This window comes from Telluria sp. LT1R51-2 (assembly GCF_059685775.1).
The window spans coordinates 500,443-515,771 of sequence record NZ_JCASIM010000002.1 but is presented as its reverse complement, the minus strand read 5'-3'; the positions used below and the strand labels follow the sequence as shown (position 1 = coordinate 515,771).

The following is a 15,329-nucleotide window of genomic DNA, read 5'->3' as shown; positions in this document are numbered from 1 at the left end:
GGCGGAAAAGGTGGTTGCCGCACCTGGCGGTTGCACGGCGCTTCGGAGGCAGGTTGAGAAATTCAGGAATATTTCCACGTGAACGACACCCCGGCATCCATGTTGATCGAGCAGGTCTGTTGGGTCGACCCGCCGGCGCAACCTCAACTGCGCTGACCATCGCGCATGGCAGCAACCCATGAGTCGCCCGACCATTTTACTTGTCGACGATGAGCCCGCCAACCTGGCCATGATGCGCAAGGTGCTCAGCGATGACTACACGCTGGTGTTTGCCCGCAACGGGGCTGAAACGATGGCGGCGCTGCACAAGTACCGGCCGGCCATGGTATTGCTGGACATCGGCCTGCCAGACATCAATGGCTACGATCTCTGTCTTAAAATCAAGCAAAGCGATACGACCGGGACCATCCAGGTCATTTTCGTAACGGCGTACGCCGACCCCGTGAACGAAGCCGCAGGGTTTTTTGCTGGCGGGGTCGACTACATCACGAAGCCTGTTTCGCCGCCCATCGTGCGCGCGCGCGTCGCCAGCCATTTATCCCAGGTGCGCGCGGAATTGCTGGCCAGGAGTTACCGCGAGGCCATCTCGATGCTGGGCCAGGCGGGGCATTTCAACGATACCGATACCGGTGCGCATATCTGGCGCATGGCCGCCTATGCAAAGGCGCTTGCCAAAGGAGCAGGGTGGAGCGCCGAAGACAGCGAGCAGCTCGAACTGGCCGCGCCGATGCATGACACCGGCAAAATAGGAATTCCCCAGTCCATCCTGCGCAAACCCGGTCCACTGGACGATGCCGAGTGGGCCATCATGAAGACCCATCCGCAGATCGGTTACGACATTCTGAGCAAAAGCGCGGCGCATGTGTTCCAGCTCGCCGCCGAGGTAGCGTTGTATCACCATGAGAAGTGGGACGGCAGCGGCTATCCGGCCGGTCTGGCCGGCGAAGCCATTCCCCAATCAGCGCGCCTGGTGGCGCTCGCCGACGTGTTCGACGCCCTGAGCATGCAGCGCCCGTACAAGGAAGCCTGGCCTGTCGACAAAATCGTGGCCTACGTGGATGGCCGCTCAGGAACGGATTTCGATCCGGCGCTGGTGGACGTGTTTCACAGGACGCTGCCGGAGTTGCTTGATATACAGCAGACGTGGGATGCGCGGGATGGTGAACTGGGTCAGGCGTCGGGGATAGTCCAGAAAAAAAGCCCAACCTGAAAGGATGGGCTTTTTTGAAAGCTGGTGCCGGCTGCCGGTTTCGAACTGGCCACCTGATGATTACAAATCAACTGCTCTACCAAATGAGCTAAGCCGGCGTGATCTTTAGAGCAAGAATTATACGCTATTTGATCCGCGTGAGGGTCGGTCGTCCACCCTTCTTCGGTGGCTCGTCATCGCCACCCGATGGCGGGGCAGACACTTCCGTATCCGGCACCACCGGCGAATCCACGCCCTTGGACGGCACCGCCGACAGCGATGGCCCCGCAGGCGCCGTACCCACTTCTGGCGCCGATCCATCCGACGACGCAGCAGGCAATGCACCCACTTCAAACGCCATCCCCTGGCCATTCTCATTGGCATAAATCGCCAGCACATTGTGCACAGGGATGTAGATCTCGCGCGACACGCCATTGAAGCGTGCACGGAAGTGGACTGCGTCGTTATCCATCTTCAGTGCCGAGGTGGCGCCGAAGCTGATGTTCAGGATGATCTCGCCCTTGCGGACGTATTCCATCGGCACCGTCGTCGATCCATCGACCTTGACTGCGAGGTAAGGCGTAAAGCCACTGTCGGTGCACCATTCGTAGATGGCGCGCAGCAGGTAGGGTTTGGTGGAGATCTCTGACATGGTGGTATGGGCTAGCAATACAGGCAAAACGGGCGTTCGCGCCAGTCTATCGGATTCGCCCGAAGAACGTCCGATTCCGGCGCGTACGGTGCGGCTGAGGACAGGGGCGGCAACAAGCCCGCCCCAGGTCCATCAACGACGCATCACTTTCTCGGACGGGGTCAGCGCCTCGATGTAGGCAGGGCGCGAGAAGATGCGCTCGGCATACTTCATCAGTGGTGCAGCCGTCTTCGACAGTTCGATGCCGTAGTGGTCCAGGCGCCAGAGCAGTGGCGCGATGGCCACGTCGAGCATCGAGAACTCGTCGCCCAGCATGTACTTGTTCTTCAGGAACAGCGGTGCCAGCGTGGTCAGACGGTCGCGGATTTCGGTGCGGGCCTTGTCGTGGATCTTGTCGTTCGACTTGTTGCGCTCGCTTTCCAGCGTGTGCACGTGGACGAACAGCTCTTTTTCGAAGTTGAACAGCATCAGGCGGGCACGGGCGCGCATCAGCGGGTCGGCCGGCATCAGCTGCGGATGCGGGAAGCGCTCGTCGATGTACTCGTTGATGATGTTCGATTCGTACAGGATCAGTTCGCGCTCGACCAGGATAGGCACCTGGCCGTACGGGTTCATCGTCGAAATATCTTCCGGCTTGTTGAACAGGTCGACGTCGCGCACTTCGAAGTCCATGCCCTTTTCGAACAGGACGAGGCGGCAGCGTTGGGAGAACGGGCACGTGGTGCCGGAGTAGAGAACCATCATGGTTTATAGTTCCTTAAGAAACAAAGGGGTGCAGCGCCGAGCACTCACCCCAGAGAAATGATTGCCCGTATTATAGCCAACCGGACAACGAAAGCGAATTACTTCACTTCTTTCCAGTACGATTCATTCAATCGCCAGGCCAAAAAGGCGAAAATCGTCAGGAACAAGAGCACGAATGCCCCCAATCGCTTGCGTGTTGCCTGCGCCGGCTCGGCCATCCAGACCATGTAGGCGACCAGGTCGGCGGTGGCGGTGTTGAACTCCTGCTGGGTCATGGTGCCGGGGCTCACTTGCTCGAAGCCGGCGAAGGTGTGGACCATCTTGCCGGCTTCATGCGGATCGGGCTGCTCCGTGAACTTTGCCGTGCGGATCCCCTGCTGCAGCCACATCGCGTGCGGCATCGCCACATTCGGCACCACCATATTGTTCCAGCCGGTCGGGCGCGTGTCGTCCTGGTAGAACGTGCGCAGATAGGTGTACAGGTAGTCGGCGCCCGAGCCGCCCGGCGACGCCTTGGCGCGCGCGATCACCGACAAATCCGGCGGCACGGCGCCGAACCACGCCTTGGCATCGTTCGGGCGCATGGCCGTGGTCATCATGTCGCCGACCTTGTCGGCAGAAAACAACAAATTTTGCCGGATCTGGTCGTCTGTCAGGCCCAGGTCGCGCAGGCGGTTGTAGCGCATCGACGCTGCCGAGTGGCAATTCAGGCAGTGGTTGACGAACAGTTTGGCACCGTTCTGCAGCGACGCCAGGTCGGCGCGGTCCGGGGCGCGGTCGAGCGGGAAGCTGCCTTCGGCGGCGAATGCCAGGCCAGGCGCCAGGGCCAGGATGGCGATCAGTTTTTTCACAAGCAATGTCATGGGATGTCCTTGTGCGCGGGTCCGAAGGCGTCAGTGCGGGGTGAAGGTGACACGGGTCGGCACCGGCTTGAAGGTGCCCATCGTGCTCCACCACGGCATCAGGAGGAAGAACCCGAAGTACGCCAGCGTGCACACTTGCGAGATCAGCGTGAACGCGGCCGTCGGCAATTGCGTGCCCAGGTAGCCCAGCGTCACGAACACCACGGCAAACACCGCATACACCCACTTGTGCCAGTCCGGACGGTAGCGCAGCGAGCGGGCCGGCGAGTGGTCCAGCCATGGCATGCCGGCGATGATCATCACTGACGAGCCGAACAGCACCACGCCCCAGAACTTGGCGTCGAGCACCTGCGGCAGCATGCCGATGACCACCAGCAGCCCGATCACGGCAATGATCGCCTTGGTCACGAAGGCCAGGCGCGACTTGAACCAGATGAACACCACGTAGGCCGCGACCGCTGCCATCAGCACGTACATGAAGTCGGCCGTGGTGGCGCGCAGCACCGAATAGAACGGCGTGAAGTACCAGGTCGGCGCGATGTGCGACGGGGTCTTCATCGAGTCGGCCGGCAGGAAGTTGTTGTACTCGAGGAAGTAGCCGCCCATCTCGGGCGCGAAGAACACGACCGCCGAGAACAGCAGCAGGAACACGCTTACGCCGAACAGATCCTTGGTGGTGTAGTACGGGTGCGACGGGATCGTGTCGAGCGGGTAGCCGTCCGGGCCGATGTGGTCCTTGACTTCGATGCCGTCCGGATTGTTCGAACCCACTTCGTGCAGCGCCGTCAGGTGGGCCACTACCAGGCCGATGATGACCAGGGGCAGGGCGATCACGTGGAACGCGAAGAAGCGGTTCAGCGTGGCGTCCGACACCACGTAATCGCCGCGGATCCACAGCGACAGGTCGCTGCCGATGACGGGAATCGCGCCGAACAGGTTGACGATCACCTGGGCGCCCCAGTACGACATCTGGCCCCACGGCAGCAGGTAGCCGAAGAACGCCTCGGCCATCAGGCATAAAAAGATGCCGAAGCCGAACAGCCAGACCAGCTCGCGCGGCTTGCGGTACGAGCCGTACATGAGGCCGCGTGCCATGTGCAGGTAGACGACGATGAAGAAGGCCGAGGCACCGGTCGAGTGCATGTAGCGCACCAGCCAGCCCCACGGCACTTCGCGCATGATGTACTCCACCGAGCCGAAGGCCAGCGCGGCGTCGGGCTTGTAGTGCATCGTGAGGAAAATGCCGGTGACGATCTGCAGCACCAGGACCAGGGCCGAGAGCGAGCCGAACAGATACCAGACGTTGAAATTCTTGGGCGCGTGGTACTTGCCCCACTGATCGTTCCACAGCTTGGTGGCCGGAAAGCGGTCGTCGACCCAGGCCAGTGCCTTCTGGGCCGCCGGTGCATCGGCGGGCAGCTTTGTCTCCTTGAACGCGCCCATGGTTATGCCTCGCCTTTCTCGTCTTTGCCGATCACGATCCTGCTATCGGAGAGATACATGTACGGGGGAACGTCCATATTCGTCGGCGCCGGCTTGTTCTTGAACACGCGTGCGGACAAATCGAAGGTCGAGCCATGGCACGGGCACAGGAAGCCGCCGGGCCAGTTGTCGGGCAGGTTCGGCTGCGGGCCGGCAGCCAGGCGCGACGAGGGCGAACAGCCAAGGTGCGAGCAGATGCCCACGGTGACCAGGACTTCCTTGTGTTCGACGCGTGAGCGGTGGGGATTCTTGCAGTATTCCGGCATGTCGAGCTGGAATATTTTTTCGGAGGCGGGGTCGGCCAGTTCGGCTTGGTCTTTGTCGAGCGTGGCCATCATGGCGGGGGTACGGCGCAGGATCCAGACCGGCTTGCCGCGCCATTCGACGACTTTCATTTCGCCAGGGGCGACGTCGCCGATATCGACTTCAACCGGCGCGCCTGCTGCCTTGGCGCGCTCGGATGGCTGGAAGGTGCTGACCAGGGCTCCCGCCGTGGCCACGCCGACGACGCCGCCTGCGGCGCATGTCGCGACCAGCAAGCCCCGTCGACCAGGATCGACCTGCTTTTGAGTACTCATACCAACCCCACTCCGTGAATATACGAATTATAAGAATTAAGTCCGAGCTTCCAGCTTGCAAAATTATATGTGAACGGCAACACCTATAGAAAAAATATTGTCTCGCCTACACGCCTTGCGAAAATGGTCTTTTGCACCATCCTGGCGCCCCGCTGGACGCCGCCGCCGAGAGGCATCGGTTATCATGCGATTACTTATTTCAACAACAATGAGAGGGGTTAATCATGGCAATGATGGACGAATTCAAGAAGTTTGCGATGCGCGGCAATGTGATGGACCTGGCCGTCGGCGTGATCATCGGTGGGGCCTTTGGCCGCATCGTCGATTCGCTGGTCAAGGATGTCATCATGCCGCCGATCGGCGCCATGTTCGGTGGTCTTGATTTCGCCAATTATTACATCCCCCTCAATGGCCAGGGCTATAACCTACCACTTGCCGAGGCGCAAAAGGCGGGTGCCGTGCTGGCGTACGGTAATTTCTTGACGATCATGCTGAACTTTATCCTTCTTGCATTTGTCATCTTCCAGATGGTGCGCCTGATGAACCGCCTGCGCGGCCCCGTCGAAGCACCGACACCGGCCGCCACGCCCGAAGACGTACTGCTGCTGCGCGAGATCCGGGACGCCCTCAAAAAGTGAAAGATGACATCGTCCGCGACATAAGGCCCCCGCATCCGTTGCGGCGCTTCTGGGTACGTTCATGGCTGCTGTTTGCGCAAACGGTCACGGTGGCGCTGGCCATCTGGTTTGTCGTGGCCGCGTTGCGGCCGGCCTGGCTTGAATGGACGCCGGCACCGAAGCAGGTGCAGGTGGGCGCGCCCGGCAAACCGGTGCCGATGCTGCAGGCGCCGCCCCGCGCTGCCACCGGCAGCTACCGCGACGCTGCCGCCAAGGCGATGTCGTCGGTAGTCAATATCTACACGAGCAAGGCGTCGCGCGAAGCGCATCCGCTGCTAAAAGACCCGCTGTTTCGCCGCTTCTTCGGCGGCGACCGCGCGCCGCAGGCCGAGCAACTGGCCAGCCTCGGCTCGGGGGTCATCGTCAGCAGCGACGGGTACATCGTCACCAATTTCCATGTGATCGATGGTGCCGATGCGATCGAGGTAGGCCTGGCCGATGGCCGCAAGGCAGCGGCAACGCTGGTCGGCACCGATCCGGAGACTGACCTGGCCGTGATCCGCATCAAGGAGCGCAACCTGCCGGTGATGGTGCTGGGCGACCCGGAGCAGGCGCGCGTGGGCGACGTCGTGCTGGCCATCGGCAACCCGTTCGGCGTCGGCCAGACCGTCACGATGGGCATCATCTCGGCACTGGGCCGCAACAACCTGCACATCAACCACGTCGAGAATTTCATCCAGACCGATGCCGCGATCAACTTCGGCAACTCGGGCGGGGCGCTGGTCGATACCAATGGCCACCTGCTGGGCATCAATTCGGCGATCTATTCGCAGACCGGCGGCTCGGTGGGCATCGGGTTTGCCATTCCCGTATCCACCGCCAAAAGCGTACTGGACGCCATCGTCAAGAACGGGCAGGTGGTGCGCGGCTGGATCGGTATCGAGTCGCAGGACATCACGCCCGAGATGGCTGACAGCTTTGGCTTGGCCAAACGCAGCGGCGCCATGATTGCCGGCGTGGTGCGCGGCGGACCGGCCGAGCGCGCCGGGATTCAGCCGGGCGACATCCTGGTGGCAGTTGCTGGTAAAAAAGTGGCTGATACGAGCGAGATGCTCAAGCTGGTGGCCCAGCTCGAGCCGGGCGCATCCGTTCCGATGACGATCGTGCGCCAGGGGCGCGAAACAGCGATCGTCGTCAAGATCGGGCGGCGTCCACGCCAGACGCCCTGAACTTCTTGAATTTTATTTTCGGACCCACATGCACCTGCGCGACCTGACGCAATACCTGAACGAACTGACCGAGAGCAATAACCGCCCCTGGTTCATCATGAACAAGCCGCGCTACGATATCCTGCGCGAAGAATTCCAGGAGGTTGTCACCGAACTGATCCGGGCCATCACGGCCTTCGACAAGCAGGTTGCGGCCTGCAACCCGAAGAAGGCGATGTTCCGCATCAACCGCGACATCCGCTTTTCAAAGAACAAGACGCCGTACAAGACGCGTTTTTCGGCCGGCATCACGCCGAACGACAAGCGCCGGCCCAGTGCAGGCGGTGGCTCGACCTATTATTTTCAGATCGATGCCAACGGCAAGCTCGGTTTTGGCGTCGGCGAATACCTGCCGCCACCGCCGCGCCTGAAGGCCATTCGCGAGCACGTGGTCAACGATGCGACGGGTTTTGGCAAAATGTTGAAGAATAAGCATCTCCGCGCCACCTATGGTGACCTTCTGGACGAGGACAAGTTGCAGCGTCCACCAAAGGGTTTCGATGCGGATCATCCGCATGTCGAGTACCTGAAGCTGAAAAGCTTCTTCGTGTGGACCGAAGTCGATCTGGCGCTGAACGCGCCGGAAAAACTGGTGCCGCAGCTGGCGCAGGGATTCAAGGACGCATTTGCGCTGGTCACCTGGCTGCGCAGCGTTCCAGAACAACACGACGAATAGAGGAGGGCGACATGGCCTTGCATCACGCTACATCCGGCGAGAAAATCGCATTGCAACGCGGCGATAACGATATCGCCCATTTCACCTCGGTGGCCCTGGTCAAGACCGAGCATATGGAACTGATCCGGCTGGTACTGCCGGTGGAACGCCCGATTCCCGAACACCGGGTCGATGGCGAAGTGACGGTGCTGTGCCTGGAAGGCGAAATTGCCGTCGATGCGCACGGTACGACGACGTCGCTGCTGCCGAACGAGATGGTGTATCTGAATGGCGGTGTGCCGCACACGGTGCGCGCCGTGAAGGACGCGGTGGCCTTGATGACCATTCTGATCGGGCCGCAGCAAGCTGCCTGAAACAAATTGCCTGATGCGTAGGGTGGATGGGGGCGCCGAGCCGGCCACGCCGTCCACGCGGTGATGGTTGGCGGCGAGATCATCCGGCGCGCCACGCCACGCCACGCCACGCCACGTTTACGCCACTTCAATCCGCGGATCGCGCGCCAGCAAGCCCGCCGCCGTCCGCGCCGCATCGACCCCATCGAACAGCACGCCCGCCACCGCCTCGGTGATCGGCATGTCCACGCCCAGCTTGTGCGCCAGCTCGCGCACTGCCTTGGCACACGGCACGCCCTCAGCTACATGCCCCAGCTCGGACACGATGGTCGCCAGCGCCTTGCCTTCGGCCAGCGCCAGGCCCACGCGCCGGTTGCGCGACAGATCGCCCGTACACGTCAGGATCAGGTCGCCCATGCCACTCAGGCCCATGAACGTGCCCGGCTGCGCGCCCAGCGCCAGGCCCAGGCGCGTGATTTCGGCCAGGCCGCGTGTGATCAGCGCGGCGCGGGCATTCAACCCCAGGCCCAGACCGTCCGATGTGCCGGTGGCAATGGCCATCACGTTCTTGACGGCGCCGCCGACTTCCACGCCGACCAGATCGTCGCAAGAATACACGCGCAGCTTGTCGCCATGCGCGAGCGCGACGACGCGGTCGCGCAAGGCGCGCGAGCTCGACGCCACGGTCAGCGCGCATGGCAGGCCGCGTGCCACTTCCTGGGCGAACGACGGGCCGGACAGCGCTGCGCCCGGCACGGCGTCACCCAGCACCTGCGCGACCACCTGGTGTGGCAGCAGGGAGGTGCCAGCCTCAAAACCTTTGCACAGCCAGACGACGTTCGGAATCGAGCGGCCGCGCAATTGTTCGAGCAGGGGGCGCAGGCCGGCCACCGGGCAGGCCAGAATCAAGAGTGGCGTCTCGTCCGGCGCGCTCGTGGCGACGTGGGCCAGCGCCGCGTCGAAGTCGGCGCTCACACGCAGCGATGCCGGCAGCGGATGGCCCGGCAGGTAGGCGCGGTTGTCGCGCGCGGCCTCGATCTCTTGCATCTGCTGGGTATTGCGGCCCCACAGCAGCACGTCGTGGCGCGCCGCCAGGGCGATGGCCACGGCAGTGCCCCAGGCGCCGGCGCCCAGGACAGTAATTTTGGTGAGCTTATTCTGTTGCATGGAACTCCTGCAGAGGATTACAGGCCCCAGACATCCGAGACCTTGATGTAGCCATCGATGCCGTCGCGGTGGACCACGCGCGCCCAGACGACGGCAGCCGGATCGCGCAGTACCAGCACGACACCTTTGTCGGCCGTCATCAGGACGGCCGAGCGTTCATCGGGATTGGCATGCACGCGTGCGCCAGGTGTGCTGACCAGCACATTGCGCTGCGCATTGAGGCCCCTGGCCTGGGTCCAGGCCGTGTCGCCGTTCATGTCGCGTACCTTGACCCAGTCGCCATAGGTGAGCAGGATCTGCAGCGGCATGCCGGGTGGCGCGATATAGAGTTTGTTGCCTTTGGCCGATGGTGTCGCGTACAGGATCGCGGGGGTAGTGCCAACGGTTTTGAAATCGAATGCGAACGCGCTCGGGGCGACCAGCAATGCGGCGCATGAGGCAATCAACGGGAAGCCGGCAAGACGGCGTGCGGAGAACATGGCGGGCCTGGATGGTGGGTGAAACCGGGACGCCGGACAGTTGGCACGAACGCGGCGTGATGCCGCGTTCGTCGGGTACGACTGCTGCTTAGTTCGACGGCGCTGCTGCGGCTTCGGCCATGGCCTGGGCGCGCTGCTGGTAGAAGGCTTCGAAGTTGATCTCGGCCAGATGCACTGGCGGGAAGCCAGCACGGCTGATCACGTCAGCAATGTTCGCGCGCAGGTATGGGTAGATGATGTTCGGGCAGCCGATGCCCAGCAGTGGATCCATCTGGTCAGCCGGGATGTTACGGGCTTCGAAGATGCCAGCCTGCTTGCCTTCGACCAGGAACGCAACCTTGTCCTTGACCTTGGCGGTGACGGTGATCGTCACGGTCGACTCGTAGATGCCTTCGGCGATGCTTTCAGCACCCACGTCGAGCGACACTTCGATCGCTGGCGCTTCTTGCTCCAGGAAGATCGATGGCGAGTTCGGTTGCTCCAGCGACATGTCTTTCAGGTAGACGCGTTGGATTTGGAATACTGGTTGCAGAGTTTCGTCGGACATGGAACGCTTTCTAATAATAGTGGGAAGTGGCGGGCCACTCCGGTTGCCTGGTCGAGCGCGACGTCGTGAACGGGCCGTCGGATCGAACACGACGGCAATTGTAGCAAAATCAACTTGCTTGCAATAGCAGTCTTGCCGCCGACGGCCGCGCTACGCAGTGCGCCTACAGCTTACTCGCCCTTGAGCAGCGGGTCCAGGCGGCCTGCCTGGTCCAGCGCATACAGTTCGTCGAAGCCGCCGACGTGGGTATCGCCAATATAGATCTGTGGAACCGTGCGGCGACCGGTGCGCTGCATCATGACCTGGCGCTGCTCGGGATCCAGGTCGACACGGATGCCTTCGATCTCGGTGACACCCTTGGCTTCGAGCAGGCGCTCGGCGCGGACGCAGTAAGGGCAAGATGCGGTGTGGTACAAAACGACGTGAGCTGCCATGATGAATCCTTTCGTGTGCCCGATCGATTCGATGGGCGGTTTATTTGGTGAGCGGCAAGCCTGCAGCCTTCCAGGCCGCCAGGCCGCCTTCCAGGCTGTGGACGTCCTCGAAACCGGCTGCCTGCAACTGGCGCGCCGCCTTGTCGCTGCGTGCGCCAGTCTGGCAGACCATGACGACAGTCCGGTTTTTCGACTTGTCCAGTTCGCCAATGCGAGCACCCAAGTCTGCCAGCGGGATGTGTTTCGCGTCGCGCAGGTGACCGGCGGCGAATTCTTCGCTGCTGCGCACGTCGACGATCGTGGTCTTTCCGCGGTTGATCATCTGCGTCAGCTGCAGTGGCGATGCGCGTTTTCCGCGCGGCGCCAGGGCTGGCCACAACAGCGCGCCGCCAGCGAGAACGGCGATCGCTACGAGGAAAATGTTATCGATAATGAATTTCACAAGGGTTCCGATTGGTTGAACTGAATCGGGGCATTATAAAATAGATGCTGGACCGGACATCAACCAGAAATTTTGCGAAAAGAGCTTTCATGTACAAAATCGTATTCATGCGCCACGGCGAATCCACCTGGAACCTGGAAAACCGCTTCACCGGCTGGGTCGACGTCGACCTGACTGCCAAGGGTGTGGCCGAAGCAAAGGCCGCTGGCCGCGCGCTCAAGGAAGCCGGTTTCACCTTCGATCTCACGTATACCTCGGTGCTCAAGCGCGCGATCCGCACGCTGTGGCTGGCACTGGACGAGATGGATGCGATGTACCTGCCGGTCAAGAACGACTGGCGCCTGAACGAGCGCCACTACGGCGCGCTGCAGGGTCTCGACAAGGGCGAGACCGCCGCCAAGTTCGGCGACGAGCAGGTGCTGGTCTGGCGTCGCAGCTACGACACGCCGCCGCCGGCGCTCGAGAAAGACGATGCGCGCACGTCGTTCGGCGACCCGCGCTACGCCAGCCTGGACGAGAGCCAGATTCCGCTGACCGAATGCCTGAAAGACACCGTGGCACGCGTGATGCCGGCCTGGAACGACGAAATCGCCCCGGCGATCCGCGCCGGCAAGAACATCCTGATTTCGGCCCACGGCAACAGCCTGCGCGCCATCATCAAGATGCTCGACAACATCAGCGACGCCGACATCGTGGGCCTGAACATCCCGAACGGCCAGCCGCTCGTGTATGAACTCGACGCCGACCTCAAGCCGATCAAGCACTACTACCTGGGTGACCAGGCGGCGATTGCCGCTGCCATGGCCGCTGTCGCAAACCAAGGGAAGGCGAAGTAATCTTTTGCGTTTGCCAACCATGAAGGACGCCGGCAGCAAGCTGTTGTGCACACTGCTGGCGGTCGCGCTGTCCGGCGCGTTCGCGTCGGACGCGTGGGCGCAGCGCCAGACCGAGCGCAGCCGCCAGAAAGCGGTGGCCGAGAAGCAGCGCGCCGGCATCCAGCAACAGCTGGCAGCCATCAAGCGCGACATCAACCAGACTGAAAGCGCCAAGGAAGACGCGGCCGACACGCTGGCCGAGTCCGAGGCTGCCATTTCCGACGCCAACCGCGCGCTGCGCGATCTGGCCGAGGAACAGGATACGACGGCAACCCGGCTGCAAGCGCTGGCAAATCAGCAAGCCCAGCTGGCGCAGACCATCGGCGCCCAGCAACAGCAGCTGGCCAGGCTGCTGCGCGAGCACTATGTGGCTGGCAACGAAGACCGCATCAAGCTGCTGCTGTCGGGCGACAATCCGAACCGCATCAGCCGCGACCTGCAACTGATGGCGTACGTGTCGCAGGCCCAGGCGCGCCTGCTGGGCTCGGTGCGCAACAACCTGGCGCAGGTCGAAGTCAACCGCGACAAGGTTGAAAATGCCCAGCAAGAGCTGGAAGAAATCGCCCAGGAACAACTCGACCAGAAAGCCATGCTCGAGAAGGAAAAGGCACGCCGTGCGGCGCTGCTGGGCACGCTGTCGAGCAAGCTGGCCGACCAGCGCAAGCAGGCCGACCGCCTGAAGGGCGACGAAGAGCGCATGTCCGGCCTCGTCGACCGGCTGGCGCGCCTGATCCGTGAACAGGCCGAAGCCGAGCGCAAGCGTCAGGTGGCGGCTGCAGCAGCGGCTGCCGCCAAGGCCAAAGCCAAGGCCGAGGCCGATGAAAAAGCCCGTCTGCTCGCGCAGGCGCGCGCCAAGGCGGCGGCCGATCGGCGCGCCGAGCGCGAACGTGAGCGTGAACGCATCGCGCGCCAGAATGCGAACGCCAAACCGGGCGTCAAACCCGAACCGATGCCGGCGCCGCTCCCCGCGCCGGTCAAGGAAGCCCCGGTCGTGGCTGAACAGCCGCGGCCAGCGCCAACCCGGCCCGAACCGGCGCCGGCGCCCGAGGTTGCGCTGAGTCCGGCGGCGCCGTCCGGCTCGTTCACGGCGCTCAAGGGCCGCATGAACAGCCCCATCAATGGCAGCGTCGTGGCCCGCTTCGGCACCCGCCGCGGCGACGGTCCGAACTGGAAAGGCACCTTCTTCAAGGCGCCCGAAGGTACCGAAGTGCGCGCCGTGGCCCCGGGCCGCGTCGTGCACGCCGACTGGATGCGCGGCTTTGGCAACCTGATCATCATCGACCATGGCGGCGAGTACCTGTCGATCTATGGCTACAACCAGGCGCTACTCAAACGCCCCGGGGATACCGTGCGCGCAGGCGAAGCGGTGGCCAGTGCCGGCAACACCGGTGGCAACGAAGAATCGGGGCTATACTTTGAGCTCAGGCGTAACGGCAAGGCGTTCGACCCGGCAGGCTGGGTCCGGTTCTAAGGTCACCACAGGGTACACATGGGCATGAAAGCAAAGGGGTTCGGGCTGGTCGGCGTGGGCATGGTATTGGGTGTGGCGGCCTCGTTTCAGTTGTCCGCCTATGCACAAAAAACCGGCACGGCCACGTCGCTGCCACTGGACGAGCTGCGCCAGCTGGCCGACGTGTATGGCCTGATCAAGACCGACTACGTTGAGCCAGTCGAAGACAGGAAATTGCTCACCGAAGCCATCGGCGGCATGGTGGCGTCGCTTGACCCGCACTCCGTGTACCTCGACCAGAAAGCGTTTCGCGACATGCGCGAATCGGTGCAGGGCAAGTTCGTGGGCGTGGGCGTTGAAATCTCGAATGAAGACGGCTATATCAAGGTCGTCTCGCCGATCGAGGACACGCCCGCGTTCAGGGCCGGCATCAAGTCGGGCGACCTGATCACCCGGATCGACAATGTCCCGGTGCGCAATATGTCGTCCGACGACGCCATCAAGCGCATGCGCGGCAAGGTCGGCAGCAAGGTTACCTTGACGATTGCGCGGCCTGGCGACGACAAGCCGTGGGTCGTGCCGCTGGACCGCCGCGAAATCACGGTCGTCAGCGTCAAGGCCAAGGTGATCGAACCCGGCTATGCGTGGCTGCGCATCAGCCAGTTCCAGGAAAACACCCTCGACGAGCTGGCCAAAAAAACCAAAGAACTGTACGCCGAACAACCCGATATCAAGGGCCTCGTGCTCGACCTGCGCAACGACCCGGGTGGCCTGCTGCCGGGCGCCATCGGCGTCACGGCGGCGTTCCTGCCCAAGGCCGATCAGGTCATCGTCAGCACCAAAGGGCAATTGCCCGATTCGAACCAGTCGTTCTATGGCCGGCGCGAATTCTATGCGCAGCGCGGCGATCCGCTGGCCGGGTTGCCGGCCGGGCTCAAGACTGTGCCGATGGTGGTGCTGGTCAATGGCGGCTCGGCATCGGCCTCGGAAATCGTCGCCGGTGCGCTGCAGGATTACCAGCGCGCGATCGTGATGGGCAGCCGCACGTTCGGCAAGGGCTCGGTGCAGACGCTGCGCCAGTTGTCGCCCGACACGGCGATCAAGCTGACCACAGCGCGCTATTACACGCCGAAAGGGCGACCGATCCAGGCCACCGGCGTGCAGCCCGATCTGCGGGTGGACGAAACGGCGGACGGCGACCTGCTCAATGCGCTGCGCGTGCGCGAATCGGATCTGCAGCGGCATCTGGTGGCCGAGGGCGAGCAGCCTGCGGCCGCTGGCAAGGACCAGGCGGCAAGCCTGGCCCAGCAACAACGCGCGCTGGCGCTGCTGAAAGACCGCAAGCCGCTCGAGTTCGGCAGCAAGGACGATTTCCAGCTGGCCCAGGCCATCAATCACTTCAAGGGTGTGAAGGTGATGCTGGCCAAGGGCGAACCAGTCGAAGAAAAACCGGCGCCGGCGCCATTGCCGGGCGCGGAGAACAAACCGCCCGAGCTGCATGCGCCAGCCAAAAAGTAACGTCTGGTGGGGGATA

At 62.8% G+C, this 15,329-nt stretch carries 18 protein-coding genes and 1 tRNA gene; 8 read left to right on the top strand and 11 right to left on the bottom strand.

The window, feature by feature from the left end; genetic code table 11:
- Positions 1-178 precede the first annotated feature (178 nt).
- Positions 179-1,210: a response regulator gene (locus AC56LH_RS20510; RefSeq protein ID WP_499649199.1), complete on the top strand. Its 1,032-nt coding sequence runs from the start codon at positions 179-181 to the stop codon at positions 1,208-1,210.
- Between the two features lie 22 nt (positions 1,211-1,232).
- Here the strand turns inward: AC56LH_RS20510 and AC56LH_RS20505 are convergent.
- The 6 genes from AC56LH_RS20505 to petA form a co-directional block, all read right to left on the bottom strand.
- Positions 1,233-1,308: transfer RNA gene (locus AC56LH_RS20505), tRNA-Thr, on the bottom strand.
- Between the two features lie 26 nt (positions 1,309-1,334).
- Entirely contained in the window at positions 1,335-1,841 is a 507-nt protein-coding gene (locus tag AC56LH_RS20500) for a ClpXP protease specificity-enhancing factor (protein ID WP_332531908.1), read from the bottom strand.
- Positions 1,842-1,973: 132 nt separating this feature from the next.
- Positions 1,974-2,585: a glutathione S-transferase N-terminal domain-containing protein gene (locus AC56LH_RS20495; protein WP_183554595.1), complete on the bottom strand. Its 612-nt coding sequence runs from the start codon at positions 2,583-2,585 to the stop codon at positions 1,974-1,976.
- 98 nt (positions 2,586-2,683) lie between these two features.
- Positions 2,684-3,448, bottom strand: a complete 765-nt coding sequence (locus AC56LH_RS20490) for a cytochrome c1 (protein WP_499649197.1) — start codon at positions 3,446-3,448, stop codon at positions 2,684-2,686.
- A gap of 30 nt (positions 3,449-3,478) precedes the next feature.
- Positions 3,479-4,891 (bottom strand): cytochrome b, encoded by a 1,413-nt coding sequence (locus AC56LH_RS20485; protein ID WP_499649195.1) that lies wholly within the window; start codon positions 4,889-4,891, stop codon positions 3,479-3,481.
- Between the two features lie 2 nt (positions 4,892-4,893).
- On the bottom strand, positions 4,894-5,508 hold the full coding sequence (gene petA, locus AC56LH_RS20480) for a ubiquinol-cytochrome c reductase iron-sulfur subunit (protein WP_183554589.1): 615 nt from the start codon (positions 5,506-5,508) through the stop codon (positions 4,894-4,896).
- A 224-nt stretch (positions 5,509-5,732) separates the two neighbouring features.
- Here petA and mscL point away from each other — a divergent pair, with 224 nt between their 5' ends.
- The 4 genes from mscL to AC56LH_RS20460 are packed head-to-tail and all read left to right on the top strand — an operon-like array spanning position 5,733 to position 8,422.
- Positions 5,733-6,146: a large conductance mechanosensitive channel protein MscL gene (mscL, locus tag AC56LH_RS20475; RefSeq protein ID WP_183554587.1), complete on the top strand. Its 414-nt coding sequence runs from the start codon at positions 5,733-5,735 to the stop codon at positions 6,144-6,146.
- Positions 6,147-6,184: 38 nt separating this feature from the next.
- Positions 6,185-7,354 carry a Do family serine endopeptidase gene (locus AC56LH_RS20470; protein WP_499649193.1) on the top strand — a complete coding sequence of 390 codons (1,170 nt, stop codon included), beginning with the start codon at positions 6,185-6,187 and terminating at the stop codon, positions 7,352-7,354.
- Positions 7,355-7,382: 28 nt separating this feature from the next.
- Positions 7,383-8,069, top strand: coding sequence for a DUF2461 domain-containing protein (locus tag AC56LH_RS20465; protein ID WP_183554585.1), 687 nt, complete (start codon positions 7,383-7,385; stop codon positions 8,067-8,069).
- 11 nt (positions 8,070-8,080) lie between these two features.
- Positions 8,081-8,422: a cupin domain-containing protein gene (locus AC56LH_RS20460; RefSeq protein WP_499649191.1), complete on the top strand. Its 342-nt coding sequence runs from the start codon at positions 8,081-8,083 to the stop codon at positions 8,420-8,422.
- Between the two features lie 117 nt (positions 8,423-8,539).
- Here AC56LH_RS20460 and AC56LH_RS20455 read toward each other — a convergent pair whose 3' ends face one another.
- The 5 genes from AC56LH_RS20455 to AC56LH_RS20435 form a co-directional block, all read right to left on the bottom strand.
- Complete coding sequence (locus tag AC56LH_RS20455; RefSeq protein WP_499649189.1) at positions 8,540-9,568, bottom strand: NAD(P)H-dependent glycerol-3-phosphate dehydrogenase; 1,029 nt, start codon at positions 9,566-9,568, stop codon at positions 8,540-8,542.
- A 17-nt stretch (positions 9,569-9,585) separates the two neighbouring features.
- On the bottom strand, positions 9,586-10,047 hold the full coding sequence (locus tag AC56LH_RS20450) for an SH3 domain-containing protein (RefSeq protein WP_499649187.1): 462 nt from the start codon (positions 10,045-10,047) through the stop codon (positions 9,586-9,588).
- Between the two features lie 88 nt (positions 10,048-10,135).
- Positions 10,136-10,594, bottom strand: a complete 459-nt coding sequence (gene secB, locus AC56LH_RS20445; protein WP_183554579.1) for a protein-export chaperone SecB — start codon at positions 10,592-10,594, stop codon at positions 10,136-10,138.
- Between the two features lie 170 nt (positions 10,595-10,764).
- On the bottom strand, positions 10,765-11,028 hold the full coding sequence (gene grxC, locus AC56LH_RS20440; protein WP_183554577.1) for a glutaredoxin 3: 264 nt from the start codon (positions 11,026-11,028) through the stop codon (positions 10,765-10,767).
- A gap of 40 nt (positions 11,029-11,068) precedes the next feature.
- A complete protein-coding gene (locus AC56LH_RS20435; protein WP_183554575.1) occupies positions 11,069-11,470 on the bottom strand; it encodes a rhodanese-like domain-containing protein in 402 nt (133 codons plus the stop codon).
- 89 nt (positions 11,471-11,559) lie between these two features.
- On the opposite strand from AC56LH_RS20435, the gene gpmA reads away from it, so the two are divergent.
- The 3 genes from gpmA to AC56LH_RS20420 are packed head-to-tail and all read left to right on the top strand — an operon-like array spanning position 11,560 to position 15,313.
- Positions 11,560-12,306, top strand: a complete 747-nt coding sequence (gene gpmA, locus AC56LH_RS20430) for a 2,3-diphosphoglycerate-dependent phosphoglycerate mutase (RefSeq protein WP_499649185.1) — start codon at positions 11,560-11,562, stop codon at positions 12,304-12,306.
- 19 nt (positions 12,307-12,325) lie between these two features.
- Entirely contained in the window at positions 12,326-13,816 is a 1,491-nt protein-coding gene (locus AC56LH_RS20425) for a murein hydrolase activator EnvC family protein (RefSeq protein ID WP_499649811.1), read from the top strand.
- Between the two features lie 18 nt (positions 13,817-13,834).
- The gene (locus tag AC56LH_RS20420) at positions 13,835-15,313 is read left to right on the top strand and encodes a S41 family peptidase (protein ID WP_499649183.1); all 1,479 of its coding nucleotides are present in this window, start codon (positions 13,835-13,837) and stop codon (positions 15,311-15,313) included.
- Positions 15,314-15,329 lie beyond the last annotated feature (16 nt).